The 16,724-nt window shown below is 47.6% G+C and carries 15 protein-coding genes and 2 other annotated features (1 of these 17 running past the window's edge); all 15 genes read right to left on the bottom strand.

Translation table 11 applies throughout. The features are described 5' to 3' along the window. Positions 1-19, bottom strand: a sequence feature (ribosomal protein L21 leader region) (it extends 66 nt beyond the left edge of the window). Positions 20-75: 56 nt separating this feature from the next. Then, positions 76-1,326 (bottom strand): Rne/Rng family ribonuclease, encoded by a 1,251-nt coding sequence (locus C170_RS01600; protein ID WP_036605911.1) that lies wholly within the window; start codon positions 1,324-1,326, stop codon positions 76-78. Positions 1,327-1,432: 106 nt separating this feature from the next. Next, complete coding sequence (locus C170_RS01595; protein WP_036605910.1) at positions 1,433-2,293, bottom strand: M50 family metallopeptidase; 861 nt, start codon at positions 2,291-2,293, stop codon at positions 1,433-1,435. After that, entirely contained in the window at positions 2,286-3,134 is an 849-nt protein-coding gene (locus tag C170_RS01590; RefSeq protein WP_036605909.1) for a M23 family metallopeptidase, read from the bottom strand. The genes C170_RS01595 and C170_RS01590 overlap by 8 nt, the downstream gene beginning before the upstream one ends. Positions 3,135-3,283: 149 nt before the next feature. Next, complete coding sequence (minD, locus tag C170_RS01585) at positions 3,284-4,078, bottom strand: septum site-determining protein MinD (protein ID WP_036605908.1); 795 nt, start codon at positions 4,076-4,078, stop codon at positions 3,284-3,286. A 3-nt stretch (positions 4,079-4,081) separates the two neighbouring features. Beyond that, positions 4,082-4,744, bottom strand: a complete 663-nt coding sequence (minC, locus tag C170_RS01580) for a septum site-determining protein MinC (RefSeq protein WP_036605907.1) — start codon at positions 4,742-4,744, stop codon at positions 4,082-4,084. 74 nt (positions 4,745-4,818) lie between these two features. Continuing rightward, positions 4,819-5,352: a rod shape-determining protein MreD gene (gene mreD / locus C170_RS01575; RefSeq protein WP_036605906.1), complete on the bottom strand. Its 534-nt coding sequence runs from the start codon at positions 5,350-5,352 to the stop codon at positions 4,819-4,821. Beyond that, positions 5,352-6,224 carry a rod shape-determining protein MreC gene (gene mreC / locus C170_RS01570; protein ID WP_036605905.1) on the bottom strand — a complete coding sequence of 291 codons (873 nt, stop codon included), beginning with the start codon at positions 6,222-6,224 and terminating at the stop codon, positions 5,352-5,354. The genes mreD and mreC overlap by 1 nt, the downstream gene beginning before the upstream one ends. 185 nt (positions 6,225-6,409) lie before the next feature. Next, entirely contained in the window at positions 6,410-7,444 is a 1,035-nt protein-coding gene (locus C170_RS01565; RefSeq protein WP_017692612.1) for a rod shape-determining protein, read from the bottom strand. 183 nt (positions 7,445-7,627) lie between these two features. Further along, a complete protein-coding gene (gene radC, locus C170_RS01560) occupies positions 7,628-8,317 on the bottom strand; it encodes a RadC family protein (protein WP_017692611.1) in 690 nt (229 codons plus the stop codon). Positions 8,318-8,354: 37 nt separating this feature from the next. Next, complete coding sequence (locus C170_RS01555) at positions 8,355-8,996, bottom strand: Maf family protein (RefSeq protein WP_179086612.1); 642 nt, start codon at positions 8,994-8,996, stop codon at positions 8,355-8,357. Positions 8,997-9,060: 64 nt separating this feature from the next. Next, positions 9,061-9,303, bottom strand: coding sequence for a DUF4321 domain-containing protein (locus C170_RS01550; protein ID WP_036605903.1), 243 nt, complete (start codon positions 9,301-9,303; stop codon positions 9,061-9,063). Between the two features lie 145 nt (positions 9,304-9,448). Further along, positions 9,449-10,675 carry an SPOR domain-containing protein gene (locus C170_RS01545; RefSeq protein WP_051446928.1) on the bottom strand — a complete coding sequence of 409 codons (1,227 nt, stop codon included), beginning with the start codon at positions 10,673-10,675 and terminating at the stop codon, positions 9,449-9,451. Positions 10,676-10,791: 116 nt separating this feature from the next. Continuing rightward, positions 10,792-12,111, bottom strand: a complete 1,320-nt coding sequence (murC, locus tag C170_RS01540; RefSeq protein ID WP_047841184.1) for a UDP-N-acetylmuramate--L-alanine ligase — start codon at positions 12,109-12,111, stop codon at positions 10,792-10,794. A gap of 56 nt (positions 12,112-12,167) precedes the next feature. Beyond that, positions 12,168-13,544, bottom strand: coding sequence for a bifunctional folylpolyglutamate synthase/dihydrofolate synthase (locus C170_RS01535; RefSeq protein ID WP_036605960.1), 1,377 nt, complete (start codon positions 13,542-13,544; stop codon positions 12,168-12,170). A gap of 78 nt (positions 13,545-13,622) precedes the next feature. Further along, the gene (locus C170_RS01530; protein WP_036605901.1) at positions 13,623-16,289 is read right to left on the bottom strand and encodes a valine--tRNA ligase; all 2,667 of its coding nucleotides are present in this window, start codon (positions 16,287-16,289) and stop codon (positions 13,623-13,625) included. A gap of 61 nt (positions 16,290-16,350) precedes the next feature. Beyond that, positions 16,351-16,632, bottom strand: a binding site (T-box leader). Between the last annotated feature and the right edge of the window lie 92 nt (positions 16,633-16,724).

The raw sequence follows: 16,724 nt of genomic DNA, 5'->3' as shown, positions 1-16,724 counted from the left end.
AGTGCGGTTACAGCATGTGCAAGACCATTAGGCTAAACACATACTTGAAGATTATATCACGCAATATATCAAAAATCAATGCAAAGGTGAAATATATCTTTTTCCCGTTCCATGGCAGGAAGAACACGGCTCCACATAGGGTAACGTACTTTCTTCCCGCACTTTCTTACGGGTAAGTTCGAGCAAACCCAGCTTGGTCCAACCCATTACAAACGCTTTGGTCCGATCCTTCTTGAGCTCACCCTCCAAGGTTGCTGCGACTTCATGCCGATTCGAAGCTTCCTCCATATCAATGAAGTCGACAATAATCATGCCACCGATATCTCGCAGGCGCATCAGACGAGCAATCTCCACTGCTGCTTGTATGTTGGTCTCTGTCACGGTCTCTTCCAGACTGTCACCGCCAGCTCCCGTATATTTACCCGTGTTCACATCCACTACAGTCAGAGCTTCGGTATGATCAATAACAATGTATCCGCCGCCGGGCAACCACACTTTCCGAGCAAAATCCTTATTCAACTGTTCCTGCACACCATAGGCAGCAAAGATGGATTCTGTTCCTCGATACACCTGTACTTTGGGTTGATGACCAGGACTAATCTCTTCGAGCAATGCTTTTACCTCACGGGCTTGTCCTTCACTATCAGTGATGACTTCGTCACTCCCTGGCGTATACACATCTCTGATGATTCGCTGTACCATGCTATGATCCCGATGCAAGAGGCTTGGTGAAGGCAAACTGTCCGCTTTTTCACGAATCAGATACCACTGCGCGCGTAATGTTTCCAAGTCCGACTTAATGGCTTCATGCTGCTCTTCTCCAGATACGGTCCGAATAATAAGTCCTTCTTCATCCCGCCTCAGTTGCTCCCCAAGTGCCTTAAGACGGGAACGATCCCCTTCACGGGCAATTTTCTTGGATACCGCTACATAGTCAGCAACAGGCATGTAGACAAGCCAACGGCCCGGGAGTGAATAATGAGTCGTCACCCGGGCTCCCTTGCCTCCTACCGGTTCTTTCAGAACCTGAACAATGACTTCCTGACCCGGACGAAGCAACTCCGAGATGGAAGGCTTCACCTTGGGCTGTTTCTCCAGATGGGGATGCAACACATCGTCCACATAGAGAAACGCATTCTTTTTCTGACCAATATCCACAAAAGCAGCTTGCATACCTGGTAACACATTCACGACCCGTCCCTTGAAAAAGGAACCCAGCAGTCCACGATCACGTGTACGCTCTGCCGTAAATTCCACAGCTTTGCCTTCTTCCAGAAGCGCCATTTGCATGAGGTTATGTTCATTATGTACTATCATTTGTTTCATGGCTTCACCTCTAGAAGACAATTCAAATCATCCACATCCATTTCAGTATCTTTTCAATTCTCATTGTACATATATTAACCCATTTCAGAACAGGTCCACCAGAACACTACAATTTATTACCATTTTGTTGAAAATAGGAACCGATAATCCGTTGCTCAGGCAATACGGCCATAATTCGACCCTGTCTGTTCATCACGTATACCATATGGTATCTTTCTCTCTTTAATAGACGCAAAATAGTGTCCAAAGGTTTCGCCGGGAATGAGATTATTGGCTGCGCCAAACTGCCAGTAGCCGCGTGACGAGCAAACGCACCCTCTCGATTCATCAGAAAACGAATAAAGCGATAGGGCACATTTCGGTAATCCGTTACGTTGGAATAGAACAAAAAAAGGCCGATTAACAGAATGTTGAGCGGTAGGCCGTAGTCTCCAGTAAACCATCGGCTGATAGCATATAAAATAACCCCTACGCTACACAGAATGCTAATTCTGTAAGTCCACATTAATGTTGTATAGTAAGGTGCCCACAGACTGACAAGTGCCTGAACAACTTTACCTCCGTCCAGAGGAAGTACAGGCAACAGATTAAATAGGGCAATGAGCAGGTTCCCCTGAATGATATAGTTGAGAAATACCGGATCGCCCAGATTGCCATACTGCAACAGCATAACCACGCCAACCATCAGGATGTTTTGTAATGGACCAGCCAGAGCAATCATGATTTCCCGGTAGGCCGTGATCGTACCTCCATCTTCGATAACCGCAACTCCTCCAAAAGGAAGCATCTGGATCGACAAGACACGATAGCCCAGAAGTGCTGCCGCCGCAGCATGTCCACATTCATGAATAAATACGATGGCAAACAACGTAATAAGCTCAATAAAATGTCCAGTCAGAAGGGAGGCCATCATGATAATTACAAAAAACGGATGAAACGTAATATGGACTCCCCACACCCTAATCAAGGGCAACAACTTCCGCCGGGTCTACGTACTCCTCCCCCTCTTTGACTGCAAAATAGAGCGTAGCCGGTTGTTCACCACCCTTAGCCTTGAGACTCCCCACTGGATTCCCCGCTTCCACCCAATCATTCACGCTCACTTCACTTTCGTTCAGCCGACCGTATATTGCCGTGACATTGCCTGTATGTTGGATGACAACTGTGAATCCACTTGCTGCATCTCCGATAACCTCCATGACACGCCCAGCATCAGAACTTGCGACCTGTATAAGTTCTGCACCTGCGGCATCCGGTACGATCTCAATTCCCTTCATGCTCAGCGCGAATGGCTGAACCACTGTGCCTGAGATCGGTTTGCCCAGTAACTGCCTTACTTTCAATCCGTTCACAGCATCCGTCGTATGTCCGAGGACCGGAAGAAACGAAGGCGTTCCTCCAAAATGCCGTTCATACCAAGCCGATGCTGAGGCAAAATCCATATCCCGATGGAGTGCATCCGCAATTACTGTTTTGGGTGATGTCGTCCACGATGTATCCAACTGAAATAGACCCCATACTCCGCCAAATATCAAAGCGCTAATAACCGTCCGTTTGAGAAGTGACTTGAACAGGTTGAATCTCGAATGCCCCCCTGGAACGAAATGACCATTCTCTTTTTTCCACAACCATTCCGGATCTCTTTCCTGTGTCCCCTCACTAGGCGTAAATGGTTTTGGGTGTATGATCTCATTCTTGTCCAACAGTGAACCTAATTTCTGCTCCTGTAAGACCTCCACAGTGGCACCATCCATCAGTCGCCGGATACGTTCTTCTCGTCTCTGCTTGATTCTGAGTTTCGTGTTCATGGAATGTCCTCCCGCCGAGGCTTGTTTACTACATCCTATGAAGAGGTGGTTGATAATATGAACAAGCCTGCCCGCAGGTAACAAAAAAAGCCGGGCTATAAGCCACGGCTGTCATGTAATTAGATAATGAATAAGTCCATTTAAATGAGTTAACCCATTCCCAAGAACTTTTTGAAACGAGTAAAAGCGCCCTTTTTCTGCTCCAGCTGCATCAATGGGACCGTATCTCCCAGAATGCGTCGTGCAATGTTGCGATACGCAATTGCCGCAAGTGAATCCGGATTCATGACCGTAGGTTCTCCTGAATTGGCCGCTTTGATGACCAGTTCATCATCAGGCACGATGCCAATCAGGTCAATATTAAGTACTTGTAAAATACCATCGATATCTAACATGTCACCCGATTTAACCATATTATTGCGAATTCGATTCACCACCAGCTTTGGTGATTGAATGTGCGAACTCTCCAGTAGGCCGATGACACGATCCGCATCACGTACTGCAGCATTTTCCGGTGTAGTGACCACGATGGCCTGATCTGCTCCTGCTACCGCATTTTTGAAACCCTGCTCTATGCCGGCTGGGCAATCAATAATGACGTATTCAAAATCTTTTTTCAATTCAAGGATAATATCTCTGACCTGTTCTGGCGACACTGAGTTTTTGTCTCTCGTCTGCGCCGCAGGCAACATGTATAATTCTTCGAAACGCTTGTCTTTGACCAAAGCCTGATTCAGACGGCAGCGGCCGTCCGCAACGTCGCACAGATCGTAAATAATACGGTTTTCGAGTCCCATCACGACATCCAAATTACGAAGGCCGATATCGGTATCTACCAGACAAACCTTTTTGCCGAGCAGCGCCAGCGCTGTCCCGATGTTTGCCGAGGTGGTTGTTTTACCCACGCCGCCTTTACCCGAAGTGATCACGATCGCCTCTCCCATGAGCTACACTCCTTTAAACACATTAAAATCTCGGCGTAACCGAACGATATTGCTCATTTTGTCTATCTGCATCTGATTGTCCTGTAAGTAAGCAAATTCCATTCCGGTCTCTCGGCTCTCCCATTCATCGGGAGGACGACTGATGATATCCGCAATCCGTAGCTGCGTCGGTGCAAATACCGAAGCGGCAATGATTGCTTCCTCGTCCCCGCCAATTCCGGCATGAGCCATACCTCGGAGTGAACCCAACACATATATATCTCCGGTACACGTCACTGTGCCCCCCGGATTGATATCCCCAAGAAACAGGAGATTTCCTTCATGATGAAGCACCTGACCTGAACGCACCATACCACACATGGTTACAATCGGCGGTGGTCCTTTAACCTCCGGTTGGAGTGCAGGTGAGTCGATGGATCGAATAAGCAGATTCCCTTTTTGCTTCAATATATCGAGGATTGCTTCTTTCTGTTCCTCTGTCACTTCGCGGGCACCCAACTTGATATCCACATGAACAATCGGTCCGGTCAAAATATTTTGATGGCTGTGTTCCAGCTTATAGCGGAGCTCATAGAGCAATTCCTCGAATTCACATTGATCGTCCAACAGGAAAACCAGGCCGTCTCGGATGCCTTTAATCGTTACGTGATTCGATTTTACCGTCATAAGCCTGTCCCTCCCATCTCATTACATTTCGTGCCCGGGGCCCCAAGTTCCTGCTTTGCGCTCCATAAATGTATTTAGGAAGCTTCTTCTGTCTTGCTCCGTCTCTTGCCGATCCGCTCCAGTTGTTTCCGAAGGGGGACATAAATGATCAAGGCAAACACAAAATGAATGAACAAATTAGGAATCATGTATTCAATCAACGCCCAGTCAAAGGTCACGTGGTTAAGTTGGAAGAGCTTGTACAGGAAAAATAGCATGGTGTCATTAAGCAGACTTCCCAAAATGACAACCGATACCATAACCGGCAAGGGTGCACGAGGTGCTTGAAAAATGAGTCCCATCATATATGCCGATAATCCCATCGAGAATCCATAAGGTCCAATCATCTCGCCGTAGAATACAACGTCATGCAATAGTCCAAAAAATATACCGAGTACTAGTGCCGTGTGTCGATGATGATATACAGCGATAAACAAAATTACGATATAGACCAGATTGGCAGAAATACGCATCTGCCAGCCAGAAGGGATGAGCAGCGGTAAAATTGTGCCTTCCGCAATGAACAAAACGAATAGTAACAGGAACAAAACTTGCTTGCGTGTCACCATTACTCTTTTACCTCAGGCGGGATAATGACAATCAGCTCTTTCCAGTCAAGGAAACTTGCATATGGCTCAATTGTAGCTGTTTTGGTTAAACCATACTCACTTTTCTCGACACTCTTCACTTCACCAATCCGCATATACTTGGGAAAGTTATTGATGATCCCCGAAGAGATGATCTCATCACCCTTTTGGATATTAGAATCTTCCGAGATTTTGGTCATCTTGAGCATGCCCGTCTTCGGATCGTAGCTCTCAATCATACCAAACACTTTCTCTTTACCTACCGCCGTTGCTGCAATGGCATTGGATGTCGGATCATTGGCGTCCATGGACGTTAACAGATTAACCGTTGATGTATATGAGCTGACATGACTGATCACGCCGACCAGCCCTTCCTGGGAGGTAACGGCCATCCCCGGCTTGATTCCCGCATTTTCACCGATATCAATGTTAATGGTTCTGCTATTTGGATCCGAATTGGCACTGATAACCTGAGCAATTCGTGAACCGTAATTATAGCGATTCTTCTGTTCTTCTGTGAAATTGAGCGCTTTCTGAAGCTGCTCATTCACTTGCTCCATATCATTGTACTTCAGTCGATCCCGGGTATAGTGACCCATCGCGATGCGGAGCTCTTCATTCTCTTCATATACCGTACGCATGTTCGCTACATCTTTGAAAAAGCCCGCTACATAGGAAGCGGGCTTGTAAAATACGTATTGTACAAATCCAACTGAATCCTTCAGGAATTTCTCCGGCCAGGATAGAGTGGTTCGCGGACTGAGCGTAAAGCCCATTAACGCGATAAATGTAACAAGGCCCACCAGCAAAACAAAAAGTCTTTTGTTGCCTAGCAGTTTAAACAGTTCGAACACCCTCTAACATCCATATTCTCTTCCGAGCCATGCCCGGCGGGGAGACTGTCAGACCTGTAGTCCCTGCGAGAATATCAGCCGATCCTCCCCTGTTAAGCGGGTAATAGCTCATCCCCGGGGTTAACCGGGTCCTCTATAAAGATATCTTGCCACTTGGTCGCTATACCAAGTTAGGCAAATACCAATTAACGTTTGGAACGAACTGCCGAACTGCTTCTGCTTTTGAACAAATGAATATTCTCAAGCGCTTTACCTGTTCCGATTGCTACACAATCCAGCGGGTTCTCAGCCACAATGACAGGCATTCCTGTCTCACCAGCGAGAAGCTTGTCCAGGTTGCGAAGTAACGCCCCACCACCTGTAAGAACAATACCCCGATCCATGATATCAGCAGCAAGTTCAGGCGGGCATTTTTCCAGTGTTACTTTTACCGCTTCAACAATTGCATTCACGGTATCAGCCAGCGCTTCACTGATCTCGTCCGAAGTAATCGTAATTGTCTTCGGCAGACCTGTAACTAGGTCACGTCCACGAATTTCCATCGTTTCTACTTGCTCCAATGGCATTGCTGATCCGATGTCCATCTTCAATTGCTCCGATGTACGCTCACCGATCATCAGATTGTATTGGCGTTTGATGTACTGGATAACGGATTCATCCATCTCGTCACCTGCTACACGAACCGAACGGCTCGTTACAATACCACCAAGAGAGATAACAGCCACTTCCGTTGTACCGCCACCAATATCGACAACCATACTACCCGTTGGTTCCCATACAGGCAGATCTGCACCGATTGCAGCAGCAAAAGGCTCTTCAATTGTGTAGGCTTCACGTGCCCCAGCCTGTTTGGTTGCATCTTCAACCGCGCGTTGTTCTACTGCCGTGATCCCGGATGGTACACATACCATCACGTTTGGATGACGCTGGAACATGGAGCGTTGTTTCTGTGCCTCACGGATGAAATATTTGATCATCGTTGCCGTTGTATCGAAATCGGCAATAACGCCATCTTTCATTGGACGGATGGCACGGATGTTGCCTGGTGTACGACCAATCATTTTTTTGGCGGCTTCACCTACTGCCTCGATGCTATTTGTATCTGTCCGTATAGCGACAACCGAAGGTTCTCGCACCACAATTCCTTTTCCTCGTACATAAACCAACGTATTAGCTGTCCCCAAGTCAATACCCAAATCTTTCGTAAAACCACCAAACATAACATAATCTCCTTTTCTGCCTCATATAGCCGCTCTATTCTGATCCAGAGCGTAATAATTATATTCCCACGCAATACGTGGAGCTAATATTCGCATTTGTTTTTTTGCATTTGTAAAGTGAACCTATCTTTTACGGACAACGCCGTTAACATTCATAGGAAAACATCAACGCCAACCATTATATTATACTAAGCCCTTCTCCTTCAAACTTACGTACGTTCCATCTCCGATAATAATATGATCAAGCACGTCAATGCCGACAATTGCGCCTGCTTCAATCAGTCTCTTGGTTATTTGGATATCCTCCGGACTGGGCGTAGGATCACCACTCGGATGGTTGTGTGCGCACACAATTGATGCGCTGCTGCATTTGATGGCAGCCCGGAACACTTCACGTGGATGTACAATCGAAGCGTTAAGGCTGCCCATGGAGAGTGTTTCCTGGGCAATAATATGATTTTTGCTATTCAGAAAGAGACACACAAAATGTTCTTTTTGCAAGTAACGCAATTGTTCGGTCAGGATATCAGCAGCATCACGCGGTGTACGAATTGAAGTCGACTGTGTGAGTCTGCTCTTGGCAATCCGATGACCCAGCTCAATGCCAGCTTTCAATTGCACAGCCTTGGCATTGCCGATCCCTTTCATCGCGGTCAGTTCTTCCAGACTCAAATCCATCAACGAGCGAATGCCACCCGTTTCGGCCAGAATCCGCTGTGCCATATGCACTGCGGACTCCTGTCTTGTGCCTGTTCGAAGTAAAATTGCCAGCAATTCAGCATGGCTTAAGGCGCCCGCCCCGTATTCCATCATGCGTTCTCTCGGGCGTTCTTCCTGGGGGATGTCGCGCATCATGTATTGAGGCGACTCCATATGTTCCCTCTTTTCATTTCACAACATTTGGCTTCATTCATGTTCGTGGCAACACATGTACGCCGAACCCGTCCAACATATCACTTAGCAAAGATAGCGGCAAGCCAACCACATTAAAATAACATCCTTCAATGCGGTCGATCAGTGAAGCACCAATGCCCTGAATGGCATATGATCCTGCCTTGTCTGAAGGCTCACCTGTCTGCACATAAGCACGGATGGTAGCACCCGACAGCTCTTTCATCGTTACATCAGTCTGGCGGTAATGAACTAACGACTGTCCATTGCCCGCATCAATACAAGCGACGCCCGTAAACACCCGATGTACGCGGCCCTGCAGCCGGGATAACATACGTTCAGCATCCGCTTCGTCTAAGGGTTTGCCTAGAATCTCACCATCCAGAACAACAACGGTGTCACTGCCAACAATAATGGCTTCCTGCTCGCGGCCTTCAAGCCCGCGATACACGGCAAGCGCCTTGCGCAATGCAAGCTCCTGTACCGTCTGTTCAGGTGTCCACTCTGGTGGTGTATCTTCATTGGCATGACTTGGTATTACATCAAACGCTAGGTGGAGTGATGCGATCAGTTCTTTGCGCCGAGGCGATGTGGAGGCCAGAATAATAGGGCGCTGTTGAGTGTTATCCAAAATGAACGGCTCCTTATGCCACGGCAACATCCTGTCCGGATCACGATAATAGATGTCACTGGTTTAATTTTTTTCGTCATAACTCGTCATTCTCCTACAGTCTGCGATACAGCCACACAGCGGCAATCATACCGATCAGACTCAGAAGGCTCATTTGAAATTGAAGTGAAATATTATAACTGATAATATCCAGATCAGCCTGTGGCGACCAACGTATGGTCGTGGCTTTCGTAAGAAAGGCTACTGCCTTTACAGGCTGCAGTGCCTTGGCGATCCACGCTCCGGCCATCCAGCCGAGCAGCAGAAACAGCAATAACATGCCGAAGTTTTTTTTCATCGGTAATCTTCCCTCGCCATTTTTTGACACCCACATTATTATACGGGGTTTTGTACGTCAATACAAACACAAATCCGGCAAGGGGAACTATTTCCAGTTCCTTGCCGGATGGGTATTTCCAAGCGTTGTTATGGGAAAGAGCATGTTACTGCTTTATCGCTTCGAGCCATTTTTTCTGCTGCAGTACATATTCCATCAGATCGGACTGCACGGACCACATGTGTACATCATCCGGGTTTTTGTTGTACTCCGCGATAGCCGTAATTGCACTGTTCATTGATTTCTCCATTCCACCAATAATAGGTTGTACATCTGCGGTCAGGCCAGGTGTAAGACTATTCAATCCCGTCAGCCAAGACTCGTGCTTATTTTGAATCGCGGTCATCGTTTCTGTAGAAACTGCTGCCGGAGCAGACTGTCCCAGCTGCTGAATGGACAAAGTAGATAATTGTTCCACCAGTGCAGAACTGTTTGTGAAGAAAAGCTGCACATCCTCTTGTTTGCCACCGAATATAGCCGGATTGATCTCAGGGTTCACAATCTCCTTGACATACAGTTCAACTCCCTGGGCTTTTAGCCTGGAGCTAAGTAGCTTGGCCTCTTCACGATCAGCCGAAATGCCTGCATATACTCGATTGCCATCTTCAGGATCAGAACCTGCGGCTATACCTGCCTGAGCCAGCTCAAGCTTGGCCTGCTCAGCTCGTTCAGGAGAACTGAACACGCCGTATTGAAGTGCATAATACGTACTGCCAGTCGCCACTGTCTGAAGCTGCTGCTCTGTACCTGCAGTCCCCTCCTGATCCGTCACAGTGGAAACTGCCTGATTGACGGGCAGAAGATCGCCTGGCTTCGCGGCTCCTTCTTTATTAAAAAATGAAAGAATAACCATACCAAAAAGCGCTCCGGTAACAAGTGCCCCAGTGACAGAACCAATCATTTTCCATCCCCTTGGAGGGCGATTGCGTTTATAGGAATAGTTCTCCGAATCTGCAAGCCAGTCGTGGCCTTGATCATCATGGGTATTGGGCAGATCACGACGCCCTTCCTCCGGATTATCGGTGTGATTAACATAACCGTAACCGGAACGATTCCAAAAAAAATGGGCCTCATCCAAGTTCAAGTTCGAATCATGACTCACCCGCTCGTCAGGTTCAGGTACAGTAGAGCTTGTCAGCACCGTCTCTCCCCAGTCTCCGGGGATATCCTCAGGCGTCCATGATGGGGTTGTATCCATCTTAGGCGTTAGCGGTTGATTATGCGGTAATTCTTCACTTAACGTCACCAATGGACTGGACGCGGATATCCTCTTGTTTTCAGGCTTGTCCGACTCATGATCCCCGAAGCGAAACGTCATTCTAGCATTGCTCACCCGTACCCTCTCCTTTGTCCCATTTATATAAGCTATATGCAGAGACCGGAGAATACATTCCATATAACGCAAAAAACGCCTGCTTCGTATCGAAGACAGGCGATTTCTCAATTGATCTATTTCAAACCTTTGGCAAGTGTATCGCCGACTTTCCAAATATCACCTGCGCCCATCGTAATCACAAGATCTCCTGGCTGCAGACGATGCTGCAGATCAGCTACCACTTCTTCTTTTGTAGGAAGGTAACGTGCAGAAGCATTACTGTTTTGAACGATCAGTTCAACCAGTCTGGCTGAGGTTACCCCTTCGATCTGTTTTTCGCCCGCTGGAGAATAGATATCCGTAATAAGCACTTCATCCGCTTCCGCGAAAGCACGACTGAACGCATCCAGCAGGAAGAACGTCCGCGTATAACGCTGTGGCTGGAATACCGCAATAATGCGTTTGCCCGTTGCTTTGGCGGCACTAATGGTAGCTTCAATCTCAGTCGGGTGATGAGCATAATCATCGATGATCAGCATATCGCGCGCCTCACCCAATACCTGGAATCTGCGTTTGGCTCCGTGGAATTGGATGATGGCTGCTACAATCTTCTCAAATGGAATGCCCGCTTCCAAACAGGTAATCACAGTAGCCATTGCATTATAAACGTTATGCTTACCCGGCACTGATAATTCCACCGTGCCCATAGCAGCACCCTGATGATTCATCGTAAAGGAGATACGGCGATCGCCCAGTACAATATCTGTTGCCGTATAATCTGCAGCACGATCAATACCATAGGTTGTAATCCGTGACTTGAGTTCTGGCAAAATCGCTTGAACATTCTCGTCGTCAGAACACACAATCGCTGTTCCTTCCGGACGAATCTGGCTCAGGAATTGCACATAAGCCCTTTTGAGCTCCTCAAAATCACTGTTGTAATTCTCCAGATGATCTGCCTCAATATTGGTTACAATACCGAGCCATGGATGGTACTGCAAAAACGAACCATCGCTCTCGTCCGCTTCAGCGACTACCCAGTCGCCTTGACCGGCCTTCGCGTTAGTACCCACATTCATGATTTCTCCGCCAATAATGTATGTCGGATCTGTATCACATTTATCCATAACAAGTGCAATCATGGATGAAGTGGTTGTTTTACCATGAGCCCCAGCTACAGCCACACCTTTACGTTCGTTCAACAAACGTGCAAGCATCTGGGAACGATGCAGAATCGGAATGTTCAGCTCTGCAGCTGCTACCCGTTCCACATTATCAGCAGGCGCTGCTGTAGAGTAGACAACAAGATCTGCTCCAGTGACGTGCTCTGCCGTATGTCCGATATATATTTTCGCTCCCTTGGCTGCCAACTTCTCGGTCAACTCCTGTGAAGCGACATCCGATCCGGTAACGGTGTATCCCATTTCCAACATAACTCTTGCGATGGCACTCATGCCATATCCGCCAATCCCTATAAAATGAACGTGTTCCGATGTATTTAACAAAACTTTCACCAACCTTTTTCAGAATCGGTTTGATGCAAAAGGGCTGCCCGCACATCCGCAATCAGGTACAGTGTGCCGGAGACCACCCCCAGATCTTCCGCTTCCGTCCGTGACTTCAATAGATCAAGTGCCTTTGCCCATTCGGGCTCGACGATGATTTCCAGTTCCTGCTTCGCAATGGCGGGACGTACCCGTTCGACAATCTGCAGCAATTCGGCTGCATCCATTTTGCGTCGGAAATCTGGCTCGGTCAGGATCAGCGTATCCACTAGTGGCAGTATATGCTGCAAATACGCTTCGTGATGCTTATTTGCCAACATACCCATCATCAAAATTAACTTGTTGTGCGGATAGACATCCATAATGCTCTTGGCCAGTGACTCTGCCCCTTCCGGATTATGTGCTCCATCTAGCACAATTCGGGGTTCATTGACGACTTTTTCGAATCTTCCTGCCCAGAAAGCATTCTCCAGTCCAAGTGCAATATCGTTGTCATCCAGCATAAATGCCATGTATTGTCTAAGCAATTCAAGCACCATAAGTGCGGCCGCTGCATTGTCACATTGATGTGAGCCCTGCATGCGTATGCGAACGTCCAGATCACGGAACGGGCCTGTAAAATGAAAAGATTGTCCGTTCTCATTGCTGTCCAGTCTATGATAAGAGAATTGATCTCCAGCCAAATACACGCTTGATTGAAGCTGCTGTGCTTTCTCCTGAATCACCTTCACAGCTTCGGGTTGAGTCGCGCAAGTCACAACGGGTACTCCCGGCTTGATAATACCTGCCTTTTCTCCAGCAATCTGCTCAATCGTATCTCCAAGCACATCCGTATGATCCATACCAATGTTGGTGATGACGGACACAACAGGTGCGACAATATTCGTTACGTCCATCCTTCCCCCTAGCCCCGTCTCCCATACCACAACGTCAGGGTAACACTCCTCTGCATAGTACAGAAGCGCGAGAGCCGTGGACACCTCAAACATCGTGGGTGATCCAAGCGGAGTGGAAACCATTTCCATGACCAGTGGATGTAATCGATTTGAGAGCTTAAGCAGGATTTCTTCAGGAATATCCTCACCGTTGTATTGAAAACGGTTTGTAAACTTGGTGATATAAGGCGACGTAAAGGTACCCACATCATATCCAGCCTGAAGAAGCACTGACGTCAAAAAAGCGCAAGTCGAACCTTTGCCGTTCGTTCCCGCGACATGAATAAATTTGAGACGTTGGTGTGGATTGCCTAACATGGACATCAGACTCTCGATTCGTTCCAATCCAGGTCGGATGCCAAAAGGAATAAGGCCATTGATCCAGTCCACGGCCTCGTTGTACGTAAGTAAAGGAGCTGCTGCATCTGTCCCGTCTAATTCCGTCATCTGATTCACCTTCGGTCCCGAGTTTGAGTGAAAAAAGCGGCCGGATGGCATAATGGCTCTCCATCCGACCCACATATATTAACCTTTAAGTTCCTTGATTCGTGCAATCACTTTATCCCGTTTATCGGAATAATCTGCTTGTTTGGCGCGCTCTTCCTCAATAACTTTGGCAGGAGCTTTGGCTACAAAGCCTTCGTTCGCCAGCTTTTTCTCTACACGGAGAACTTCGCCCTCAAGGTTCTCCAACTCTTTCTCCAAACGAGCCACTTCCTGCTCGATATCAATAAGACCTGCGAGCGGCAAGTATAGTTCTGCCCCCGTAATGATCGCAGTCATTGCCTTATCCGGTGAGTTTAAATCCAGCCCACTATCGAACTCGGACGTATTACAGAAACGTTTGATGTAGTGACTGTTACGCGCAATGATGCTGGACGTCTCCGCACTATTTGCTTTGACCATCAGCTCGATCTTTTTGCTCATCGGCACATTCACTTCTGCACGAATGTTTCGCACTGCACGAATGGTATCCATAAGCAGGTTCATCTCGGCAACAGCCTCTGGGTTCTCAAGAGCAGGATCATATACCGGCCATGATGCCAGCGTAATGGTCTCACCTTCATGCGGCAGATGCTGCCAGATCTCTTCGGAGATGTATGGCATAAACGGATGAATCAGGCGCATGGTCTGATCCAGCACATAAGCAAGCACCGATTGTGTTTTCTTCTTGGCAACCGGATCTTCCCCATAGAAGGACAGCTTAGCAAACTCAATGTACCAGTCACACAGGTCATCCCAGATAAAGTTATACAACACACGACCCGTTTCCCCAAATTCATACGCTTCGATTAGACGCGTAATATCGCGGGAAGTTTCGTTCAGACGGTGCAAAATCCAATAATCCGCTGTACCAAGCTCTCCGCTAATGTCACGTTCCTCATAGGTGAATCCTTCCAGATTCATCAATGCAAAGCGCGAAGCATTCCAGATCTTGTTGGCGAAATTACGAGCCTGCTCCACCCGTTCCCAACGGAAACGCAGATCCTGACCTGGCGTGCTGCTGGTTGAGATCATGTAACGCATTGCATCTGCGCCGTATTTCTCAATCACATCCAGCGGATCTACACCGTTGCCCAGTGATTTGGACATTTTACGTCCATCTGCATCACGGACAAGACCATGCATCAGCACATCCTTGAACGGAATCTCATCGGTGAATTCCAATGCAGTGAAAATCATACGTGCAACCCAGAAATATATGATGTCATACCCTGTCACAAGTACACTTGTCGGATAATAACGTTTCAGGTCTTCCGTATCTTCCGGCCAGCCTAGTGTGGAGAATGGCCATAAGCCGGAGCTAAACCAAGTATCGAGTACGTCTTCGTCCTGTCTGAGCTTGCGTCCAGCATACTCTGGCAGCGTTGTTGGATCTTCAGCAGATACGATGATTTCACCTGTTTCTTCATCATACCAAGCAGGTATACGATGTCCCCACCACAGTTGACGGGAAATACACCAGTCACGAACGTTCTCGATCCAGTTCAGATAGGTTTTCTCAAAACGATCTGGAACAAAATTAACCCCTTCGCCGCTCTGTTGTTTTTTAATCGCTCTCTCTGCAAGTGGCTTCATCTCAACGAACCACTGTGTAGACAGATACGGCTCAACAACAGCTCCGGTACGTTCACTGTGTCCAACCTGATGCGTGTGATCCTCAATGTTGATCAATACGCCCTGCTCTTTCAAGTCAGCAACAATCTGCTTGCGGCAGTCACTGCGATCCAGTCCCTGATACTTGCCTGCCTCAGCATTCATTGTGCCGCTCTCATCCATTACCGTAATCTGAGGCAGATCATGACGAAGACCTACTTCAAAGTCATTTGGATCATGCGCAGGCGTGATTTTAACTGCACCACTTCCAAACTCTTTATCCACATAATCATCAGCGATAATTGGAATTTCGCGTCCAATGATAGGCAGTACAAGTACTTTACCAATCATATCTGCATAACGCTCATCCTTCGGATGAACAGCAACCGCTGTATCACCCAGCATCGTTTCAGGACGCGTTGTTGCCACTGTAACGTAGCCACTTCCGTCTTTGAGTGGGTAACGCAGATGGTACAAGTGACCCTGAACTTCTTTATATTCAACCTCAATGTCGGACAGAGCTGTCCGGTTCACCGGGTCCCAGTTAATGATGCGTTTGCCTCGGTAAATAAGGCCTTTTTCATACAGTTGAACAAATACTTTGCGAACCGCTTGGGACAGGCCTTCATCCAGCGTAAAACGTTCACGAGAGTAATCAAGCGACAATCCCATTTTGCCCCATTGCTGACGAATGGTAGTGGCATATTGATCTTTCCAGTCCCATACTTTCTCCAGAAACTTCTCACGTCCCAGATCATAACGAGTCAGACCTTCTTCACGCAACTTCTGCTCCACTTTGGTTTGAGTAGCAATACCTGCATGGTCGGAACCCGGAAGCCACAGCGCATCATAACCTTGCATCCGTTTGGTGCGGATCAGAATATCCTGCAGTGTAAAATCAAGCGCATGCCCAATGTGCAGCATCCCGGTCACATTTGGGGGTGGAATTACAATTGTATACGGCTCGGCATCTTTACGTTGCCCGGCTTTGAAATATCCACGCTCCATCCAGGTGGAGTACCATTTATCCTCTGCCGCCTTAGGATCGTAAGTGGTCGGCATTTCTGTTGCAGCTGATTTTTTTTCCTCAGACATGTGTCATTCCTCCGTTACTTCATCATCTTCGCCAAAAAAAACAAAAAAAACCTTTCATCCATCAAAGGACGAAAGGTTAGCTTTCGCGGTACCACCTTTGTTTCACGCCTACAGCAAGATAGACTTCACCCTCTGTACATGACGTGACACTTCAAGCAGATAACGGCTGCTACCGGCCCATCCTACCTCAGTAATAAATGACGATAAATCTCATTCATCCCTTGTATTCAAACAGGCAACTCCCGGGCGACTTCGATCAGTTGGTTCCTGCGGAATCTCACAGCGCTGCAATTCCACTCTCTGAAAGGTCATACTGTCTACTACTCCCGTTCCACGTTGTTCTTCAAAAAACCTACACACATCATACCTTGCTCGTGCGCGATAGTCAACCTGACAACAGCGGATAAAGAGCGCTGGAATGCAGGTTTAGGACGA

Origin of the sequence: Paenibacillus sp. FSL H7-689 (assembly GCF_000517905.1) — a bacterium.
Lineage (GTDB): Bacteria > Bacillota > Bacilli > Paenibacillales > Paenibacillaceae > Paenibacillus > Paenibacillus amylolyticus.
This window is presented reverse-complemented; position numbering and strand designations above follow the sequence as displayed.